Origin of the sequence: Pseudomonas sp. GM84, from assembly GCF_000282535.1 — a bacterium.
Lineage (GTDB): Bacteria > Pseudomonadota > Gammaproteobacteria > Pseudomonadales > Pseudomonadaceae > Aquipseudomonas.
This window is the reverse complement of record NZ_AKJC01000014.1, coordinates 1-17,802: the sequence shown is the minus strand read 5'-3', so window position 1 is coordinate 17,802 and position 17,802 is coordinate 1. Positions and strand designations below refer to the sequence as shown.

The 17,802-nt window shown below is 63.4% G+C and carries 14 protein-coding genes and 2 pseudogenes; 12 read left to right on the top strand and 4 right to left on the bottom strand.

What is annotated here, in order from left to right; translation table 11 throughout:
* The 3 genes from PMI38_RS01310 to PMI38_RS26245 all read left to right on the top strand — a co-directional run.
* Positions 1 to 707: electron transfer flavoprotein subunit alpha/FixB family protein (locus PMI38_RS01310; RefSeq protein WP_008089667.1), on the top strand; the 707-nt coding region annotated here is incomplete at its 5' end.
* A gap of 10 nt (positions 708 to 717) precedes the next feature.
* Positions 718 to 1,488, top strand: a complete 771-nt coding sequence (gene etfB, locus PMI38_RS01305) for an electron transfer flavoprotein subunit beta (RefSeq protein WP_008089665.1) — start codon at positions 718 to 720, stop codon at positions 1,486 to 1,488.
* 619 nt (positions 1,489 to 2,107) lie between these two features.
* Positions 2,108 to 2,956, top strand: coding sequence for an RHS repeat-associated core domain-containing protein (locus PMI38_RS26245; protein ID WP_008089663.1), 849 nt, complete (start codon positions 2,108 to 2,110; stop codon positions 2,954 to 2,956).
* 63 nt (positions 2,957 to 3,019) lie between these two features.
* Here the strand turns inward: PMI38_RS26245 and gbcA are convergent, their stop codons facing one another.
* Positions 3,020 to 4,312, bottom strand: a complete 1,293-nt coding sequence (gene gbcA / locus PMI38_RS01300; RefSeq protein ID WP_008089662.1) for a glycine-betaine demethylase subunit GbcA — start codon at positions 4,310 to 4,312, stop codon at positions 3,020 to 3,022.
* Between the two features lie 294 nt (positions 4,313 to 4,606).
* Between gbcA and gbcB the strand changes: the two genes are divergently transcribed.
* Positions 4,607 to 5,707 carry a glycine-betaine demethylase subunit GbcB gene (gene gbcB / locus PMI38_RS01295; protein ID WP_008089660.1) on the top strand — a complete coding sequence of 367 codons (1,101 nt, stop codon included), beginning with the start codon at positions 4,607 to 4,609 and terminating at the stop codon, positions 5,705 to 5,707.
* A gap of 142 nt (positions 5,708 to 5,849) precedes the next feature.
* On the opposite strand, the gene PMI38_RS27825 is transcribed toward gbcB, so the two are convergent.
* Together PMI38_RS27825 and PMI38_RS27820 are read right to left on the bottom strand one after the other, a co-directional pair.
* A complete protein-coding gene (locus tag PMI38_RS27825; RefSeq protein WP_443216385.1) occupies positions 5,850 to 6,905 on the bottom strand; it encodes a methyl-accepting chemotaxis protein in 1,056 nt (351 codons plus the stop codon).
* Between the two features lie 75 nt (positions 6,906 to 6,980).
* Positions 6,981 to 7,409, bottom strand: a pseudogene (locus PMI38_RS27820) (MCP four helix bundle domain-containing protein); the annotation flags it as partial.
* 319 nt (positions 7,410 to 7,728) lie between these two features.
* Between PMI38_RS27820 and PMI38_RS01285 the strand changes: the two are divergent.
* From PMI38_RS01285 to PMI38_RS27810, 4 genes and pseudogenes are all read left to right on the top strand, one after another.
* Positions 7,729 to 7,959, top strand: a complete 231-nt coding sequence (locus PMI38_RS01285) for a hypothetical protein (protein WP_008089655.1) — start codon at positions 7,729 to 7,731, stop codon at positions 7,957 to 7,959.
* Positions 7,956 to 8,258, top strand: a complete 303-nt coding sequence (locus tag PMI38_RS01280; RefSeq protein WP_008089653.1) for a cell division protein ZapA — start codon at positions 7,956 to 7,958, stop codon at positions 8,256 to 8,258. Before PMI38_RS01285 ends, PMI38_RS01280 begins: the two co-directional genes overlap by 4 nt.
* Before the next feature lie 154 nt (positions 8,259 to 8,412).
* A pseudogene (locus tag PMI38_RS27815) lies at positions 8,413 to 9,486 on the top strand (HAMP domain-containing protein); the annotation flags it as partial.
* A gap of 126 nt (positions 9,487 to 9,612) precedes the next feature.
* Positions 9,613 to 10,350 (top strand): methyl-accepting chemotaxis protein, encoded by a 738-nt coding sequence (locus PMI38_RS27810; protein ID WP_443216384.1) that lies wholly within the window; start codon positions 9,613 to 9,615, stop codon positions 10,348 to 10,350.
* 117 nt (positions 10,351 to 10,467) lie between these two features.
* Here PMI38_RS27810 and PMI38_RS01270 read toward each other — a convergent pair whose 3' ends face one another.
* Positions 10,468 to 11,508 (bottom strand): threonine aldolase family protein, encoded by a 1,041-nt coding sequence (locus PMI38_RS01270; RefSeq protein ID WP_008089650.1) that lies wholly within the window; start codon positions 11,506 to 11,508, stop codon positions 10,468 to 10,470.
* A gap of 304 nt (positions 11,509 to 11,812) precedes the next feature.
* Between PMI38_RS01270 and PMI38_RS01265 the strand changes: the two genes are divergently transcribed.
* From PMI38_RS01265 to PMI38_RS01250, 4 genes are read left to right on the top strand one after another with little or no spacing between them, the layout of a single operon-like run.
* Positions 11,813 to 13,066, top strand: a complete 1,254-nt coding sequence (locus PMI38_RS01265; protein WP_008089648.1) for a serine hydroxymethyltransferase — start codon at positions 11,813 to 11,815, stop codon at positions 13,064 to 13,066.
* 15 nt (positions 13,067 to 13,081) lie between these two features.
* Complete coding sequence (locus PMI38_RS01260; RefSeq protein ID WP_008089646.1) at positions 13,082 to 14,332, top strand: sarcosine oxidase subunit beta family protein; 1,251 nt, start codon at positions 13,082 to 13,084, stop codon at positions 14,330 to 14,332.
* Positions 14,333 to 14,346: 14 nt separating this feature from the next.
* Positions 14,347 to 14,682: a sarcosine oxidase subunit delta gene (locus tag PMI38_RS01255; RefSeq protein ID WP_008089644.1), complete on the top strand. Its 336-nt coding sequence runs from the start codon at positions 14,347 to 14,349 to the stop codon at positions 14,680 to 14,682.
* On the top strand, positions 14,679 to 17,696 hold the full coding sequence (locus PMI38_RS01250; RefSeq protein WP_008089642.1) for a sarcosine oxidase subunit alpha: 3,018 nt from the start codon (positions 14,679 to 14,681) through the stop codon (positions 17,694 to 17,696). Before PMI38_RS01255 ends, PMI38_RS01250 begins: the two co-directional genes overlap by 4 nt.
* The last annotated feature ends 106 nt before the right edge of the window (positions 17,697 to 17,802 follow it).

Genomic DNA, 17,802 nt, shown 5'->3' with positions numbered 1-17,802 from the left:
CCCCGCGCCATTGGCTGTTACCCGACAGCCGCAGCGGCGGCGGCGAACTGGGCCGTCGGCTTGGCGCCGCGCTGGGCGAGCGCCCGGCGACGCGGGTCTGGCAGGTCAAGGACGGCCAGTGCATCGGCCGTGCCGGTGCCGGCCAGCAAGACCTGCAACGTGCGGTGCCACGCTTGATCCTGGGCGCTGCAGAGTGCGCCGAGCCGGTCAGTGAAACCCGTCATGAGGCGCTGCCGGTGGAGTTGTCCACAAGCGTGGCGCGCAGCTTGTCGCGCATCGAAGACCTTGGCGCGGTCGCCGTCGACCCGGCCACCATCGCCATGGCCGAGGCGGAGTTCATCGTCTCGGGCGGTAACGGGGTGAAGGACTGGGACCTCTACCACAAGGCCACGGCGGCCCTTGGCGCCACCGAAGGCGCCTCGCGGGTGGCGGTGGACGACGGCTTCATGCCGCGCAACCGCCAGGTCGGTGCTACCGGCACCTGGGTCACGGCACGGGTCTACGTGGCTGTGGGTATCTCGGGCGCGATCCAGCACCTGCAGGGCATCGGCGCCTGCGACAAGGTGGTGGCGATCAACATGGATCCGGGCTGCGACATGATCAAACGGGCCGACCTGTCGGTGATTGGCGACAGTTCGGCGATTCTCCAGGCACTGATCGAGGCTGTGGATAATTTCCGCAGTGGCGGCCAGCGCGACGCGGCATAAGGGCATGAGCATGAGTACGAAAGTCATCAGCCTGGTTTCCATCGGTGCCCACCCCAGTTCCGGCCGCGCCCGCCGCGCCGAACAGGATGCGCGTGCCGTGGAGCTGGGCTTGCAGCTGGCTGGGGATAACTTGCAGGTGGTGCATGCCGGCGACCCGCAGGAAGAGGCGCTGCGGGCTTACCTGGGCATGGGCCTGGATCATCTCGACGTGCTGGAGCAGCCGGCTGGCGCGGATGTACTGGCTGTCCTGGGTGACTACTTGCGCGATGCCGGTGCCCAGTTGGTGCTGACCGGTAGCCAGGCCGAAACCGGTGAAGGTTCGGGCATGTTGCCGTTCCTGTTGGCCGAGAAGCTTGGTTGGCCGCTGGTGGTGGGGCTGGCCGAAGTGGAGTCGATCGACAACGGCTCCGCCCAGGTCCTGCAGGCGCTGCCCCGTGGGCAACGGCGCCGGCTGAAGGTGCGGCTGCCGTTCCTGGCGACTGTGGATAACGCTGCGCCCAAGCCGCGTCAGAGCGCGTTTGGGCCGGCTCGCCGGGGTGTGCTGGCGGCGCGCAATGTGGCGATCGTCGAGGATGAACTGCTGGCGGAGGCCGAGTTGCAGCCTGCGCGGCCACGGCCCAAGCGACTCAAGGTGATCAAGGCCAAGAGCGGCGCGGACCGGATGAAGGCGGCGACGGCCAAGGCCAGTGGCGGGGGTGGCAAGGTATTGAAGGATGTTTCTCCACAGGAGGGCGCCGAGGCGATTCTCAAGCTGCTGGTGGAGGAGGGGGTGTTGCGTTGAACCAGTAGCGGCCTCATCGCCGGCAAGCCGGCTCCCACACAGAAACCCCACCGCCTGTGGGAGCCGGCTTGCCGGCGATGAGGCCAGTGCAGACAAACTTTTGCCCACCGAATCTGTTCGCCAAGGTGTGGATAAAGTGTTCATCCATCGCTACAGCCGCCATCTGACAAGGCCTGCAAGCTTTTGAGCGAAAAATGACCAGCCTTCTCGCAGGTTCTTGCCCAGTCCTCAGGCCCAGACGAGCTAAAGTTTCCCACAATCGCTGTTAGCGCCTCTGTGGATAATATGTTCGGTAGCTGCTGTGAGCCACGTATATCAAGGCTTTCACCAATTCGATCAAAAAACGCTCAATCCGTCTTTCAATCCTCCTGATCAATGGAAATCAGGGCTTTGAGTGGGTTACCCACAGGCTGAAGGCTGAGCTGTAATCAGTTGCGCACAATCTCTGTTGGTGTCTCTGTGGATAAGGTGTACGGAGTCGTCTACAGCCCAACAAGCATGGGGCTCTGCGGATTGTGATCAAAAAATGATCAGTTGACTCACCTGATATTTATGCCAGTAGGCAACCCTTCCAGTCACCGCTACGGTATTCAAAACAGTTAAAGGCTGTGGATAACCAATGGCGACTCATTTGTTCACGACAGATCGGCAACGCTCCGTGTTGCCAGGTCTGCACGCTTATTCACCCTACGGCTTCATGAAAACCAGCCCAGCACCGGCGCTGGGTTTTTGTGGCCAGCATCGCGATCCGTCCACGGGCAGTTATCCGTTGGGCAATGGTCGTCGCTTTTACAATCCAATCCTGATGCGATTCCAGAGCCCTGATAACCTCAGTCCATTTGGTCGAGGAGGCATGAATGCTTACGCATATTGCGCAGGCGATCCTGTGAATCGAACCGATACTGCTGGCAGCTTCTGGAGCACCATAAGCCATGCAATGTTCGGTCTAAGCGCTGTGGCCGGTGTGTCGAACATGGTCGTTTCACGCATGCGGGCCATTATCAATCGAGTGGATTTACCGCCAGGCAGGAGCGAGCCTGTGCAGCCATTGGTTCATGCTCAAGTACACGCTGTTGCCAATGTTCTGGACACCTACGCATATACCTTCTCCGCAGCCATCCGCCCAGTTCACTTCAGAGCTGCGCAAGACCCTTCGCTGCTCACAGCAGCCACCCCTGGACTGATTGGTGTTGACGTAGCACGTTCTACGGGGGGGTTCTTGGGCTTTGCAGCACTGCCTCTGAATGCCAGGCATGAATGGCGTCGTGCAGGTGTTCGTGATATGCACCGAGGCAGATTGATTGCAGAGGCCGTGGGTGACGCCTATGGCATTACACATGCGTGGAGTTTTGTACGAAACGCGGTATCGGACGTTTGGAAATGGATGTGGGAACCCCGCGAGGGACAATCTTCGAACTTCGATGTTGAGGCGCAGACGGGCAGCGTGAGGGAAGACACGCGACTGTAGCCTGTTAGCTCGGGCTGACGCAGATCCCCGCCACTCTGGAATATGAGTGGCGGGGCTCGTGGCCTACTGCGCCTGCACTTCCTTCAGATAAGGCGCAGGCTCCGCGCCCAGGTTGGCCAGCACGCGCTCGCTGTACCAGTCGATGAAGTTCACCACACCAAACTCATAAGTCTTCGAGTACGGCCCTGGCTGGTACGCGGTGGAGTTGATCCCCCGCTGGTTCTCTTCCGCCAGGCGACGATCCTGGTCGTTGGTCGCATCCCACACCTTGCGCATGCGCTCGGGGTCGTAGTCGACGCCTTCGACGGCATCCTTGTGCACCAGCCACTTGGTGGTGACCATGGTTTCCTGGGCGCTGATCGGCCACACGGTGAAGACGATCATGTGATCGCCCATGCAGTGGTTCCACGAGTGCGGCAGGTGCAGGATGCGCATCGAGCCCAGGTCCGGGTTCTGGATGCGGCCCATCAGCTTCTGGCAGGCCTGCTTGCCGTCCATGGTCATCGATACGGTGCCCTTGAGCAGCGGCATGCGCACGATGCGGTTACGCAGGCCGTGGCTCTTGTGCAGGTACGGGATCTTCTCGGCTTCCCAGGCGGCGGCCGAGGCGGCCACGTGGTCCTTGAATTCCTGGCTGGCGCGCGGATCGTTGGTGTCGTCCCACTCCAGCAGGGTTTGCAGCAGCTCCGGGTGCGAACCGCTGCAGTGGTAACACTCGCGGTTGTTTTCCAGCACCAGCTTCCAGTTGGCCTTTTCCATCAAGGTGGTTTGCACCGCCACCTTGGTGTTCTCCATGTCGTACGGTTCCATGTAGTGTTCCAGGGTGGCCAGGAACTCGTCGATGGCGGGCGGGTTTTCCGCCAGGCTGATGAAAATGTAGCCACCGGCTACTTTCACGTTCACCGGCTTCAGGCCGTACTCCTTCATGTCGAAGTCGGCGCCCATTTCGGTGCCGGCGAACAGCAGGCGGCCGTCCAGCTCGTAGGTCCACTGGTGGTAATGGCACACCAGCTTGGCCACCTTGCCTTTCTCGCTGACGCACAGGCGCGAGCCGCGGTGACGACAGACGTTGTGGAAGGCATGCACCTTACCTTCGGCACCGCGCACCACGAGGATCGGGTTCTTGCCGATCTGCAGGGTGATGTAGTTGCCTTTTGCCGGGATCTCGCAGGTCATGCCGGCGATCAGCCATTCCTTGTGGAAGATCTCCTGCATGTCGATCTGAAACAGACGCTCGTCGGTGTAGAACGGCTGGGGCAGCGAGTAGGTGCGCTCGCGGGTCTGCAGCATCTCGGCGGTGGCCTTGCGTGCAGGTTCCAGTGGATCGCCCAGGCTCAGGGTTGCGGTGACGTCCATCGTGTATTCCTCGGGGCCGTGTACGGCCGGCAAAAGGTGGCTAATCGTTGTTGTGGTGCCGCAAGGCTGTCTTCAAGAAACAGCGTGTTTATTTGCCGAGGAGTGTGCGTCCGAAGGCGGCGCGAACCGTATCCATGGGCGACATGGCCGATTTGAATTACGACGCGCCAGCCCTTGTAGCACGGGGCTGGTCGCGATGAGCACGCCGATGTCGCAGGCAGGAATGTGCGTCGCGTTCAGCTTGCGCATTATCCCAGCCATAAAAAGGCCAATTGTCGGCCGCTGGAGAAGAACATGTCCGATACCTTCCTCAATCCGGTCACTACCCAGACCTGGGCCAACGGCCGCCACATCGTGCGCTGCGTCAAGGTCATTCAGGAGACCTGGGACGTTCGCACCTTCTGCTTCATGGCCGACCAGCCGATCATGTTCTTCTTCAAGCCAGGGCAGTTCGTCACCCTGGAGCTGGAGATCGAAGGCAAGCCGGTGATGCGCTCGTACACCATCTCCAGTTCGCCGTCGGTGCCCTACAGCTTCTCGATCACCGTCAAGCGCGTGCCCGGCGGGTTGGTGTCGAACTTCCTCCACGACACCATGCACGAAGGCGCCGAGCTGCCGGTGCATGGCCCGGTGGGTCTGTTCAACGCCATCGACTTCCCGGCGGGCAAGGTGCTGTACCTCTCGGGTGGCGTCGGTATCACCCCGGTGATGTCCATGGCGCGCTGGTTCTACGACACCAATGCCAATGTCGACATGGTCTTCGTGCACAGCGCCCGTTCGCCGAAGGACATCATCTACCACCGCGAGTTGGAGCAGATGGCGTCACGCATCCCCAACTTCAGCTTGCATATCATTTGCGAGAAGCACGGCCTGGGCGAGCCTTGGGCGGGGTATCGCGGCTACCTGAACCAGCGGCTGATGGAGCTGATCGCGCCCGACTACATGGAACGCACGGTGTTCTGCTGCGGCCCGACGCCGTACATGACGGCGGTCAAGCGCATGCTCGAAGCGGTCGGTTTCGACATGAAGAACTACCACGAGGAGTCGTTCGGCGCGACGCCGGCGGAAGCCAAGGCCGATGCCGTGGAGCATGCCGAGCAGGCTGCCGACGCACCGGAAGTGGCTGCATCGGACCTGAACCTGGTGGAGTTCATTGGCAGCGAGAAGAGCATCCGCGTCGCCCCGGGCGAGACCGTGCATGCGGCGGCGGCGAAGGTCGGGCTGATGATTCCGAAAGCTTGCGGCATGGGCATTTGCGGTACGTGCAAGGTGCTCAAGCTGGGGGGCGAGGTGGAGATGGAACACAACGGCGGGATTACTGAAGAAGATGAGGCCGAGGGGTACATCCTGTCGTGCTGCTCGGTGCCCAAGGGGGACGTGCGGATCGATTACTGATCCTTGGATCACTGGGGCTGCTTTGCAGCCCATTCGCGGGACAAGCCCGCTCCCACAGGTTTGCCGCTGAACCTGAGTGCAGCGCAGAACCTGTGGGAGCGGGCGTGTCCCGCGAAGGGGCCGCAAAGCGGCCCCAGCATTATCAGGTGCGGAAACGGGCCACCAGGCCATTGAGGTCCACGGCCAACCGCGACAGCTCGGCACTCGCCGCACTGGTCTGATGCGCCCCGGTCGCGCTCTGCACCGACAGGTCATTGATGTTCACCAGGTTGCGGTCCACTTCCCGCGCCACCTGAGCCTGCTCCTCCGCCGCACTGGCAATCACCAGGTTGCGCTCGTTGATCTGCGCCACCGCCCCGGCAATGTTGTCCAGCGCCAACCCCGCACCACGCGCGATGTTCAAGGTCGAGTCGGCCCGTTCGGTGCTGGTGCGCATCGATTCCACGGCTTGTTCGGTTCCGCTCTGGATGCTGCCGATCATCCGCTCGATTTCGCTGGTCGACTGCTGGGTGCGATGGGCCAGCGCGCGCACCTCGTCCGCCACCACGGCAAACCCTCGGCCCGCTTCACCGGCGCGCGCGGCTTCGATGGCGGCATTGAGCGCCAGCAGATTGGTCTGGTCGGCCAGGCCACGAATCACATCGAGCACCTTGCCGATATCGCGCGACTGCTCGGCCAGGTGCGTAATCAACTGCGCAGTGGCTTGCACGTCGCCACTCATGCGCTCGATGGCGCCCACGGTTTCCATCACCAGGTCGCGGCCATCGCCGGCCGAACGGCTGGCTTCGCCAGAGGCTTCGGAAGTGCTCACGGCATTGCGCGCCACTTCTTCCACGGCGCTGGTCATCTCGGTGACCGCAGTGGCGGCCTGCTCGATTTCGTTGTTCTGCTGCTGCAGGCCACGGGCGCTCACGTCGGTGACGCAATTGAGCTCTTCGGCGGCCGAGGCCAGCTGGGTGGCGGAGCCGGCAATCAACTGCAGGGTGTCGCGCAGCTTGTCCTGCATGCGGGCCATGGCGCGCAGCAGGCGGGCGGCTTCGTCGGTGCCTTCGGTACGGATGATGTGGGTCAGGTCACCGTCGGCGACCTGCTCGGCGGCCTTGAGCGCCTCCTCGATCGGCTTGACGATACTGCGGGTGAGCAGGAAGGCGCAGAGGAAGGTCAGCACAGTGGCGGCAATCAGCAAGCCGATCACCAGGGCAAACGTCGCGGCGTACTGGCTGGCGGCGGTTTCGTTGGTCTGGCGGGTCTGGGCGGTGTTGATCTGCACCAGGGTGTCCATGACCTTGTTGATCTGCTCGGAGTTGGCCAGCAGGTCGCGGTTGAGCAGGTCACGCAGTTCGTCGGTGCGGCCAGCCTGGTTCAGGCTGCGCATGCGGGCTTCCAGCTGGCGGTACTGGTTGAGCAACTGGGTGTACTGGTCGAAGGCTGCTTGCTCGTCGACGGCACCGATCATCGGCAGGTAGGCCTGGCGGGCGCGGTCGATCTGGGCGTTGCGCTGGTCCAGCAGGCTGAGGGTGTCGCGCTGCACGTCCGGCTCGCGGTTGAGCAGCAGGCGGTAGGAGAGGGTGCGCAGGCGCAGGTTCAGCGCGGTCAGTTCGTCCAGGGTCTTGATACTGGGGACGCTGACGTTCTCGATGGCCACGCCGGCCTGTCGGATGTTGCCCATCTGCATGAGCGAGAAAATGCCGAGGCCGAGCATCAGCAGGCTGATCAGGGCGAACCCGAGCAGCGCACGCGGGGCGATATTCATGTTGCGTAGAGACATGGGGGAAGGAAATCCGTGCGACAAAACAAGACGTACTGGTCTATCGGTCGTGACTGGGCAGTCTTGAGCGCGAGCGGGAAAAATTGTGAGCCAGCTATCGATTTACCTGACCGGCGGTTGATCCAAGTCGGAACAAGGTGCCACTTACCCTGTCAATCTGGCAGGCAGAAGCCTTATGAATCCGATATTTAATGGCGATGGCTGACACTTTTCTTTATCGTGTGCGCCCTTTGCAACAACCCGAGATATCCCCATGCTTGAAGCATCCCTGAATCAAATCGAGCAACTGGTCAGCGACCTGATGCAGAAAAACGCTCAACTCACCGAGCAGAACGCCACCCTCGGCCAGGAACTGGCCCAGGCCAAGGAAGAAAACGAAACCCTGCAGCTGTCGCTGATGGAGCAGGAAGAGAAGAACGGCGCTACCGCTGCGCGCATCCAGGCGCTGGTTGACCGCGCCAGTGCGGGTGTCGTCGGCGCATGAGACTGCAAGCGCAGCCGATCAATGTCGTATCGATCCTCGGCAGCGACTATTCGATCAAGGCGCCCGAAGGCCAGGAAGAAACCCTGGCGCAGGCGGTGCGGATGCTCAACACCGCCCTGGCCGAGACCAAGCGTCAGTACCCGAGCCTGATCGGCGACAAGCTGCTGGTACTGGCCGCGCTCAACTTGTGTTCCAAGCAGGTCGAACTGCAAAAGGAACACCAGCAGACGCTTGAGCGGACCCAGGCGCAGATCGACGCCACGGTGGACGCTATCGTTCGGACCATCGCCGAACAGTAGGAGCGGATTCATCCGCGATGCGGTGGTGAATTCAATGCCGCTTCGCGGATAAATCCGCTCCTACAAGGTTCATCTGTTTGTTCCAGGTCACTGGAATAACTGGATACTCAAGTGTATACACTTCCCGTAAAACAATAATTACGGGGAGCGGGGCATGGGTATCTGGCGTAAAAGTATCCAGTGGCAGTTGATCGCGAGCATGGGCGCTGCCCTGCTGGCGAGCATCCTGGTGGTGGTGGTGATTTTCACGGTGGCGCTCAACCGCCTGACCGAACGTTATCTGCTCGACACAGCGCTCCCGGCCAGCGTCGAGGCCATCCGCAACGATATCGAACGCATGCTCGGCCAACCGCTGGTGGCCGCAGCCGACATTGCCGGCAATACCCTGCTGCGCGACTGGTTGGCGGCGGGCGAAGACCCTGCCGAACGGGCCCCTTTCATCGAGTACCTGGAGGCCGCCAGGGCACGCAACCAGGCCTTCACCACGATGTTCGCCGCCACCGATAGCGGCCACTACTACAACGAAAAAGGCCTCGATCGCACCCTCAGCCGCGACAACCCCAAGGACAGCTGGTTCTACGGCTACATCGACAGCGGTGCCCAGCGCCTGGTCAACATCGACATCGACGGCTCCACCGGCGAGCTGGCGCTGTTCATCGATTACCGCGTGGAAAAAGACGGCAAGCTGGTGGGCGTGGCGGGCATGGGCCTGCGCATGAGCGAGCTGTCGAAGCTGATCCATGACTTCAGTTTCGGCGAGCGCGGCAAGGTGTACCTGGTGCGTAACGACGGGCTGATCCAGGTGCATCCCGACCCGGCCTTCAGTGGCAAGCGCCAACTGGTCGAACAGCTCGACGCCAACGCCGCCAAGGCGCTGCTCAGTGGCGACCACGGCCTGCGCAGTAGCCGCTTCCAGCGCGATGGCGAGGATTACCTGGCCCTGAGCCTGCCCTTGCGCGACCTGAACTGGACCTTGGTCGCCGAGGTGCCCGAGGCGCAGATCTACGCACAGATGAACCAAGCCCTATGGCTGACCACCCTGATTGGCGGCGGTGTCGCGCTGCTCTCACTGTTGCTGGTGGTCGTGCTGGCGCGCGGGCTGGTGAAGCCGATTCGCCGGGTTACGGCGGCCTTGGTACAGATTGGCAGCGGCGCGGGCGATCTCAGCCATCGCCTGGATGATGCTCGCCAGGACGAACTGGGCGACCTGGCCCGGGGTTTCAACCGTTTTCTCGACAGCCAGCGTGGGCTGATCGGCGACGTGCTGCGCACCACCGAGCGCCTGCACCGTGCGGTCGAGCAGGTGACTCAGGTGGTGGACAACACCGCCGAGCGCTCCGGTCGGCAACAGGAAATGACCGAAATGGTCGCCACGGCCGTGCATGAAATGGGCCTGACCGTGCAGGAAATTGCGCGCAACGCCGGCGATGCCGCACAGGCTTCGCAATCGGCACGTGACGAAGCCCTGCAGGCGCGTGACGTGGTGCGGCGGTCGATCCAGGGGATCGAAGGCATGTCCGGGGATATCGGCAAGGCGGCTGATGCGGTGAGCCAGCTGGCCGATGAAGTCGCGTCCATCGATGAAGTGCTGGCGGTGATCCGCAGTATTTCCGAGCAGACCAACCTGTTGGCGCTGAATGCTGCTATCGAGGCCGCGCGGGCAGGGGAGATGGGGCGAGGTTTTGCGGTGGTGGCCGATGAGGTCCGCACCTTGGCACGGCGCACGCAGCTGTCCACCGATGAGGTGCAGCAGATGATCCAGCGGCTCAAGCAAGGGGCGGGTTCGGCGGTGACCTCGATGCAGGCGGGGCAGCAGGCGACGGGCAGTGGTGTGGCGTTCAGCCAGCGTACCGGGACATCGCTGGGGGCGATTACGGATCAGGTGGAGCACATCAGCGACATGAACCACCAGGTGGCGACGGCGACTGAAGAGCAGTCGGCGGTGACCGAGGAGATCAATCGTACCGTGCAGGGGATTTCGGACTTGGCGCGGGAGACGGCGGCGGAGGTGCAGGGGTGTCGGGAGGAATGCCGGGCATTGCGTGGGTTGGCTGATGACCTGGCGCGGCAGATGGGGGGGTTCAAGTTATAGTTCAAGGTGGCTGCTGCCATCGCATTCGCGGGACAAGCCCGCTCCCACAAGACCTCTGCAACCTTTGCGGCTTGCATGGATTCTGTGGGAGCGGGCTTGCCCCGCGAATACGGTGTTTCAGGCGCCGATGATGGCGCGGATGTCCGCCGCCAGCTCGCGCACCCGCGCTTCTTCGGTATCCCACGAGCACATGAACCGTGCCCCACCGCTACCAATGAAGGTATAGAACCGCCAGCCCCTGCCACGCAGTGCTTCGATCGCCTGTTCCGGCATCTGCAGGAACACCCCGTTGGCCTCCACCGGGAACATCAGCTCCACCCCCGGCAAATCACTCACCAACGACGCCAGCAACTGCGCGCAATGGTTGGCGTGCGCGCCATGGCGCAACCAGGCACCTTCCTCCAGCAGACCCACCCACGGCGCAGACAGGAAACGCATCTTCGAGGCCAACTGCCCGGCCTGCTTGCAGCGGTAGTCGAAGTCTTCGGCCAGATCACGATTGAAGAACAGGATCGCCTCACCGACCGCCATGCCGTTCTTGGTGCCGCCGAAGCACAGCACGTCGATGCCGGCCTTCCAGGTCAGTTCGGCCGGGCTGCAGCCGAGGAACGAGCAGGCATTGCTGAAGCGCGCGCCATCCATATGCAGGTTCAGGCCCAGCTCCTTGCAGGTGGCGCTGATGGCCTTGAGCTCGTCGGGGCGGTACACGGTGCCCACTTCGGTGGCCTGGGTGATGGTCACCACGCGCGGCTTGGGGTAGTGGATGTCCTGGCGCTTGAGCGCCACTTCGCGGATCGATTCGGGTGTCAGCTTGCCGTTCACGCTGGGCGCGGTCAGCAGCTTGGAACCGTTGGAGAAGAACTCCGGCGCGCCGCACTCGTCGGTTTCGACGTGGGCGGTCTCGGAGCAGATCACGCTGTGGTAGCTCTGGCACAGCGAGGCCAGGGCCAGGGAGTTGGCGGCGGTGCCGTTGAAGGCGAAGAACACTTCGCAGTCGGTTTCGAACAGCTTGCGGAAGTATTCCGACGCGCGCTCGGTCCACTGGTCGTCGCCGTAGGCGCGGTCGTGGCCCTGGTTGGCCTTGGCCATGGCGGCCCAGGCTTCGGGGCAGATGCCGGAGTAGTTGTCGCTGGCGAATTGTTGGCTCTTGTCTGTCATGGCACTGTCCTTTGAACGACGCAGAACAGCACTCTAAACCATTGCTGAAACGGTTGCCTATACAAGCTGTACCGGCCTCTTCGCGGGACAAGCCCGCTCCCACAATGGTCCTGCACACGCCAAACATTTGTGGGAGCGGGCTTGCCCCGCGAAGAGGCCCGCATGAACAACCCAAAGCCAATGTCGTAAACGCGCCATTGCAAGGCGTGCGCAGGCATCTGACCCACCCCGGCCAGTCATACCATCGCCACAAAGGGCCACAGTGCCTTGAAGACAAGAACTGATCGCTGCCGGGAGAAACAAGATGTTCAGCAAGCAAGACCAGATCCAGGGTTATGACGACGCACTGCTGGCGGCGATGAATGCCGAAGAACAACGCCAGGAAGATCACATCGAGCTGATCGCCTCGGAGAACTACACCAGCAAGCGCGTGATGCAGGCCCAAGGCAGCGGCCTGACCAACAAGTACGCCGAAGGCTACCCAGGCAAGCGCTACTACGGCGGCTGCGAGCACGTCGACAAGGTCGAGGCGCTGGCCATCGAGCGCGCCAAGCAACTGTTCGGCGCCGACTACGCCAACGTCCAGCCGCACTCCGGCTCCTCGGCCAACGGTGCGGTCTACCTGGCCCTGCTGCAGGCCGGCGACACCATCCTGGGCATGAGCCTGGCCCACGGCGGCCACCTGACCCACGGCGCCAAGGTGTCGTCCTCGGGCAAGCTCTATAACGCCGTGCAGTACGGCATCAACACCGACACCGGCCTGATCGACTACGACGAAGTCGAGCGCCTGGCCGTCGAGCACAAGCCGAAGATGATCGTCGCCGGCTTCTCGGCCTACTCCAAGACCCTCGACTTCCCACGCTTTCGCGCCATCGCCGACAAGGTAGGCGCGCTGCTGTTCGTCGACATGGCCCACGTGGCTGGCCTGGTCGCCGCTGGCCTGTACCCGAACCCGATCCCCTTCGCCGACGTGGTCACCACCACCACCCACAAGACCCTGCGCGGCCCGCGTGGCGGCCTGATCCTGGCCAAGTCGAACGAAGAGATCGAGAAGAAGCTCAACGCTGCCGTGTTCCCCGGCGCCCAGGGCGGTCCGCTGATGCACGTGATCGCCGCCAAGGCGGTGTGCTTCAAGGAAGCGCTGGAGCCTGAATTCAAGAGCTACCAGAAACAAGTCATCGAAAACGCCCAGGCCATGGCCCAGGTATTCATCGACCGTGGCTACGACGTGGTGTCCGGCGGCACCGACAACCACCTGTTCCTGGTCAGCCTGATCCGTCAGGGTCTGACCGGCAAAGATGCCGACGCCGCCCTGGGCCGCGCGCACATCACCGTCAACAAGAACGCCGTGCCGAACGACCCGCAGTCGCCGTTCGTCACCTCGGGCCTGCGCATCGGCACCCCGGCCGTCACCACCCGCGGCTTCAAGGTCGCGCAATGTGTAGCCCTGGCCGGCTGGATCTGCGACATCCTCGACAACCTCGGTGACGCCGACGTCGAAGCCGATGTGGCGAAGAACGTCTCGGCCCTGTGCGCCGACTTCCCTGTTTACCGCTGAGTGGAGAAGACGACCATGCAACGTTACTCGGGCTTCGGCCTTTTCAAGCACTCCCTCAGCCACCACGAAAACTGGCAGCGCATGTGGCGCACGCCGACCCCGAAAAAGGTCTACGACGTGGTCATCGTCGGCGGTGGCGGCCACGGCCTGGCCACGGCCTACTACCTGGCCAAGGAACACGGCATCACCAACGTCGCGGTGATCGAGAAGGGTTACCTGGGCGGCGGCAACACCGCCCGTAACACCACCATCGTGCGTTCCAACTACCTGTGGGACGAGTCGGCGCAGCTTTACGAGCACGCCATGAAACTGTGGGAAGGGCTGTCCCAGGACATCAACTACAACGTGATGTTCTCCCAGCGCGGCGTCTACAACCTGTGCCACACCCTGCAGGACATTCGTGATTCCGAGCGCCGCGTCTCCGCCAACCGCCTCAATGGCGTCGACGGCGAGCTGCTCAACACCGCCCAGGTCGCGGCCGAAATCCCGTACCTGGACTGCTCGAAGAACACCCGTTACCCGATCCTCGGCGCTACCGTTCAGCGCCGTGGTGGCGTCGCCCGTCACGACGCCGTGGCCTGGGGCTATGCCCGCGCTGCCGACGCCCTGGGCGTTGACCTGATCCAGCAGACCGAAGTGATCGGTTTCCGCAAGGAAAACGGCGCGGTCATCGGTGTGGAAACCAACAAAGGCTTCATCGGCGCCAAGCGCGTCGGCGTGGTCACCGCCGGTAACTCCGGGCACATGGCCAAGCTGGCCGGCTTCCGTCTGCCGCTGGAATCGCACCCGCTGCAAGCACTGGTATCCGAGCCGATCAAGCCGATCATCGACTCCGTGATCATGTCCAACGCCGTGCACGGTTACATCAGCCAGTCCGACAAGGGCGACCTGGTGATCGGCGCCGGTATCGACGGCTGGGTCGGCTACGGCCAGCGCGGCTCGTACCCGGTGATCGAGCACACCCTGCAGGCCATCGTCGAGATGTTCCCGAACCTGTCGCGCGTGCGCATGAACCGTCAGTGGGGCGGCATCGTCGACACCTCGCCGGACGCCTGCCCGATCATCTCCAAGACCCCGGTCAAGAACATGTTCTTCAACTGCGGCTGGGGCACCGGCGGCTTCAAGGCGACCCCGGGCTCGGGCAACGTCTTCGCCGCCAGCCTTGCCAAGGGCGAGATGCACCCGCTGGCTGCGCCGTTCTCCATGGACCGTTTCTACAACGGCGCACTGATCGACGAACACGGCGCCGCCGCCGTCGCCCACTAACCGGAGCCACCGTCATGTTGCATATTTTCTGTCCCCACTGCGGCGAGCTGCGCTCCGAAGAAGAGTTCCACGCCTCTGGCCAGGCGCACATCGCCCGCCCGCTGGACCCCAACACCTGCTCCGACGAGGAGTGGGGCACCTACATGTTCTTCCGCGACAACCCGCGCGGTATTCACCATGAACTGTGGGACCACGTTGCCGGCTGCCGTCAGTACTTCAACGTCACCCGCGACACCGTGACCTACGAGATTCTGGAAACCTACAAGATTGGCGAGAAGCCGCAAGTGACCGCAGGCGGCAAGCCCAGCAGCGCACCGTCGACCGTCAAAGGCCAAGGGGAAAAAGTATGAGCCAGACCTATCGCCTCGCCAGCGGCGGCCGTATCGACCGCAGCAAGGTCCTGAACTTCACCTTCAACGGCAAGACCTACCAGGGTTATGCCGGTGACAGCCTGGCCGCCGCGCTGCTGGCCAACGGTGTCGACATCGTCGGCCGCAGCTTCAAGTACTCGCGCCCACGCGGCATCATCGCCGCCGGTACCGAAGAGCCGAACGCCATCCTGCAGATCGGCTCCAGCGAATCCACCCAGATCCCCAACGTGCGCGCTACCCAGCAGGCCCTGTACGCAGGCCTGGTCGCCACCAGCACCAACGGCTGGCCGAACGTCAACAACGACGTCATGGGCATCCTGGGCAAGGTCGGCGGCAGCATGATGCCGCCGGGCTTCTACTACAAAACCTTCATGTACCCGAAATCGTTCTGGATGACTTACGAGAAGTACATACGCAAGGCCGCCGGCCTGGGCCGTGCGCCGCTGCAGAACGACCCGGACAGCTACGACTACATGAACCAGCACTGCGACGTGCTGATCGTCGGTGCCGGCCCTGCGGGCCTTGCCGCCGCACTGGCTGCTGCGCGCAGCGGTGCCCGGGTGATCCTCGCCGACGAACAGGAAGAGTTCGGCGGCAGCCTGCTCGACAGCCGCGAAACCCTCGACGGCAAACCCGCCGCTGACTGGGTGAACGCCGTGGTCAAAGAGCTGGCCAGCCTGCCGGAAGTGACCCTGCTGCCGCGCGCCACGGTCAACGGTTACCACGACCACAACTTCCTGACCATCCACGAGCGCCTGACCGACCACCTCGGCGACCGCGCGCCGATCGGCCAGGTTCGCCACCGCGTGCACCGGGTCCGCGCCAAGCGCGTGGTGCTGGCTGCCGGCGCCCACGAGCGCCCGCTGGTCTACGGCAACAACGACGTGCCGGGCAACATGCTGGCCGGCGCTGTGTCCACCTACGTGCGCCGTTACGGCGTGGCACCGGGCCGCAAGCTGGTGCTGTCGACCAACAACGACCACGCCTACCGCGCCGCACTGGACTGGCATGACGCTGGCCTGCAAGTGGTCGCCATCGCCGACGCTCGCCACAACCCGCGTGGTTCGCTGGTCGAGGAAGCCCGTGCCAAGGGCATCCGCATCCTCACCTCCAGCGCCGTGGTCGAGGCCAAGGGCAGCAAGCACGTCACCGGCGCCCGCGTGGCCGCCATCGATGTGCAGGCCCATAAAGTCACCAGCCCCGGCGAAACCCTCGAATGCGACCTGATCGCGACCTCCGGCGGCTACAGCCCGATCGTTCACCTGGCGTCGCACCTGGGCGGTCGCCCGGTCTGGCGTGACGACATCCTCGGCTTCGTGCCGGGTGATGCACCGCAGAAGCGCGAATGCGTGGGCGGTATCAACGGCGTGTACGCCCTGGGCGACGTGATCGCCGATGGCTTCGAAGGCGGCGTTCGCGCAGCCACCGAGGCCGGCTTCAAAGCCAGCACCGGCACCCTGCCGAAAACCGTCGCACGCAAGGAAGAGGCCACCGTGGCGCTGTTCCAGGTGCCGCACGACAAGGGCAGCAAGGGGCCGAAGCAGTTCGTCGACCAGCAGAACGACGTGACCGCCGCCGGTATCGAACTCGCTACCCGTGAAGGCTTCGAGTCGGTCGAGCACGTCAAGCGCTACACCGCGCTGGGCTTCGGCACCGACCAGGGCAAGCTGGGCAACATCAACGGTCTGGCGATTGCCGCGCGTTCGATCGGCATCACCATTCCGGAAATGGGCACCACCATGTTCCGCCCGAACTACACCCCGGTGACCTTCGGCGCCGTTGCCGGCCGCCACTGCGGTCACCTGTTCGAGCCGGTGCGCTTCACCGCCCTGCATGCCTGGCACGTGAAGAACGGTGCCGAGTTCGAAGACGTCGGCCAGTGGAAGCGTCCTTGGTACTTCCCGAAAGCCGGTGAAGACATCCACAGCGCCGTGGCCCGCGAATGCAAGGCCGTGCGCGACAGCGTGGGCCTGCTCGACGCCTCGACCCTGGGCAAGATCGACATCCAGGGCCCGGACGCCCGCGAGTTCCTCAACCGCATCTACAGCAACGCCTGGACCAAGCTCGACGTGGGCAAGGCCCGCTACGGCCTGATGTGCAAGGAAGACGGCATGGTCTTCGACGACGGCGTAACCGCCTGCGTCGGCGACAACCACTTCTACATGACCACCACCACCGGCGGCGCCGCCCGCGTGCTGCAGTGGCTGGAGCTGTACCACCAGACCGAATGGCCGGAAATGAAGGTGTACTTCACCTCCGTCACCGACCACTGGGCCACCTTGACCCTGTCCGGCCCGAACAGCCGCAAGCTGCTCAGCGAGCTGACCGACGACATCGACCTGGACAAGGACGCCTTCCCGTTCATGACCTGGAAGGAAGGCACCGTCGCTGGCGTACCGGCCCGGGTGTTCCGTATCTCGTTCACCGGTGAGCTGTCGTACGAAGTGAACGTGCAGGCCAACTACGCCATGGGCGTGCTGGAAAAAGTCATCGCGGCGGGCAAGCAGTACAACCTGACCCCGTATGGCACCGAGACCATGCACGTACTGCGTGCCGAGAAGGGCTTCATCATCGTCGGCCAGGACACCGACGGCTCGATGACCCCGGACGACCTCAACATGAGCTGGTGCGTGGGCCGCAACAAGCCGTTCTCGTGGATCGGCCTGCGTGGCATGAACCGCGAAGACTGCGTGCGCGAGAACCGCAAGCAGCTGGTCGGCCTGAAACCGGTAGACCCGACCAAGTGGCTGCCCGAAGGCGCCCAGCTGGTGTTCGACCCGAAACAGCCGATCCCGATGGACATGGTCGGCCACGTTACCTCCAGCTACGCGGCCAACTCCCTGGGCTATTCGTTCGCCATGGGTGTGGTCAAGGGCGGCCTCAAGCGCATGGGCGAGCGCGTGTTCTCGCCCCAGGCGGATGGCAGCGTGATCGAGGCAGAGATCGTTTCTTCGGTGTTCTTCGATCCGAAGGGTGAGCGGCAGAACGTCTAAGGCACGCAGATAGGTCTGCTTGAAATGCGAGCCCTGTGGGAGCGGGCTTGCCCCGCGAATGCGAGGGTGGCTTCACCGCCCCCTGCGCGGGACAAGCCCGCTCCCA

Bases quoted from the DNA above. Each gene is read 5' to 3' on its own strand.
- PMI38_RS01255 (WP_008089644.1), top strand. From the start codon at position 14,347: ATGTTGCATATTTTCTGTCCCCACTGCGGCGAGCTGCGCTCCGAAGAA.
- gbcA (WP_008089662.1), bottom strand. From the start codon at position 4,312: ATGGACGTCACCGCAACCCTGAGCCTGGGCGATCCACTGGAACCTGCA.
- PMI38_RS01260 (WP_008089646.1), top strand. From the start codon at position 13,082: ATGCAACGTTACTCGGGCTTCGGCCTTTTCAAGCACTCCCTCAGCCAC.
- gbcB (WP_008089660.1), top strand. From the start codon at position 4,607: ATGTCCGATACCTTCCTCAATCCGGTCACTACCCAGACCTGGGCCAAC.
- PMI38_RS01250 (WP_008089642.1), top strand. From the start codon at position 14,679: ATGAGCCAGACCTATCGCCTCGCCAGCGGCGGCCGTATCGACCGCAGC.
- etfB (WP_008089665.1), top strand. From the start codon at position 718: ATGAGTACGAAAGTCATCAGCCTGGTTTCCATCGGTGCCCACCCCAGT.
- PMI38_RS01285 (WP_008089655.1), top strand. From the start codon at position 7,729: ATGCTTGAAGCATCCCTGAATCAAATCGAGCAACTGGTCAGCGACCTG.
- PMI38_RS01270 (WP_008089650.1), bottom strand. From the start codon at position 11,508: ATGACAGACAAGAGCCAACAATTCGCCAGCGACAACTACTCCGGCATC.
- PMI38_RS26245 (WP_008089663.1), top strand. From the start codon at position 2,108: ATGGCGACTCATTTGTTCACGACAGATCGGCAACGCTCCGTGTTGCCA.
- PMI38_RS01280 (WP_008089653.1), top strand. From the start codon at position 7,956: ATGAGACTGCAAGCGCAGCCGATCAATGTCGTATCGATCCTCGGCAGC.
- PMI38_RS27810 (WP_443216384.1), top strand. From the start codon at position 9,613: ATGACCGAAATGGTCGCCACGGCCGTGCATGAAATGGGCCTGACCGTG.
- PMI38_RS01265 (WP_008089648.1), top strand. From the start codon at position 11,813: ATGTTCAGCAAGCAAGACCAGATCCAGGGTTATGACGACGCACTGCTG.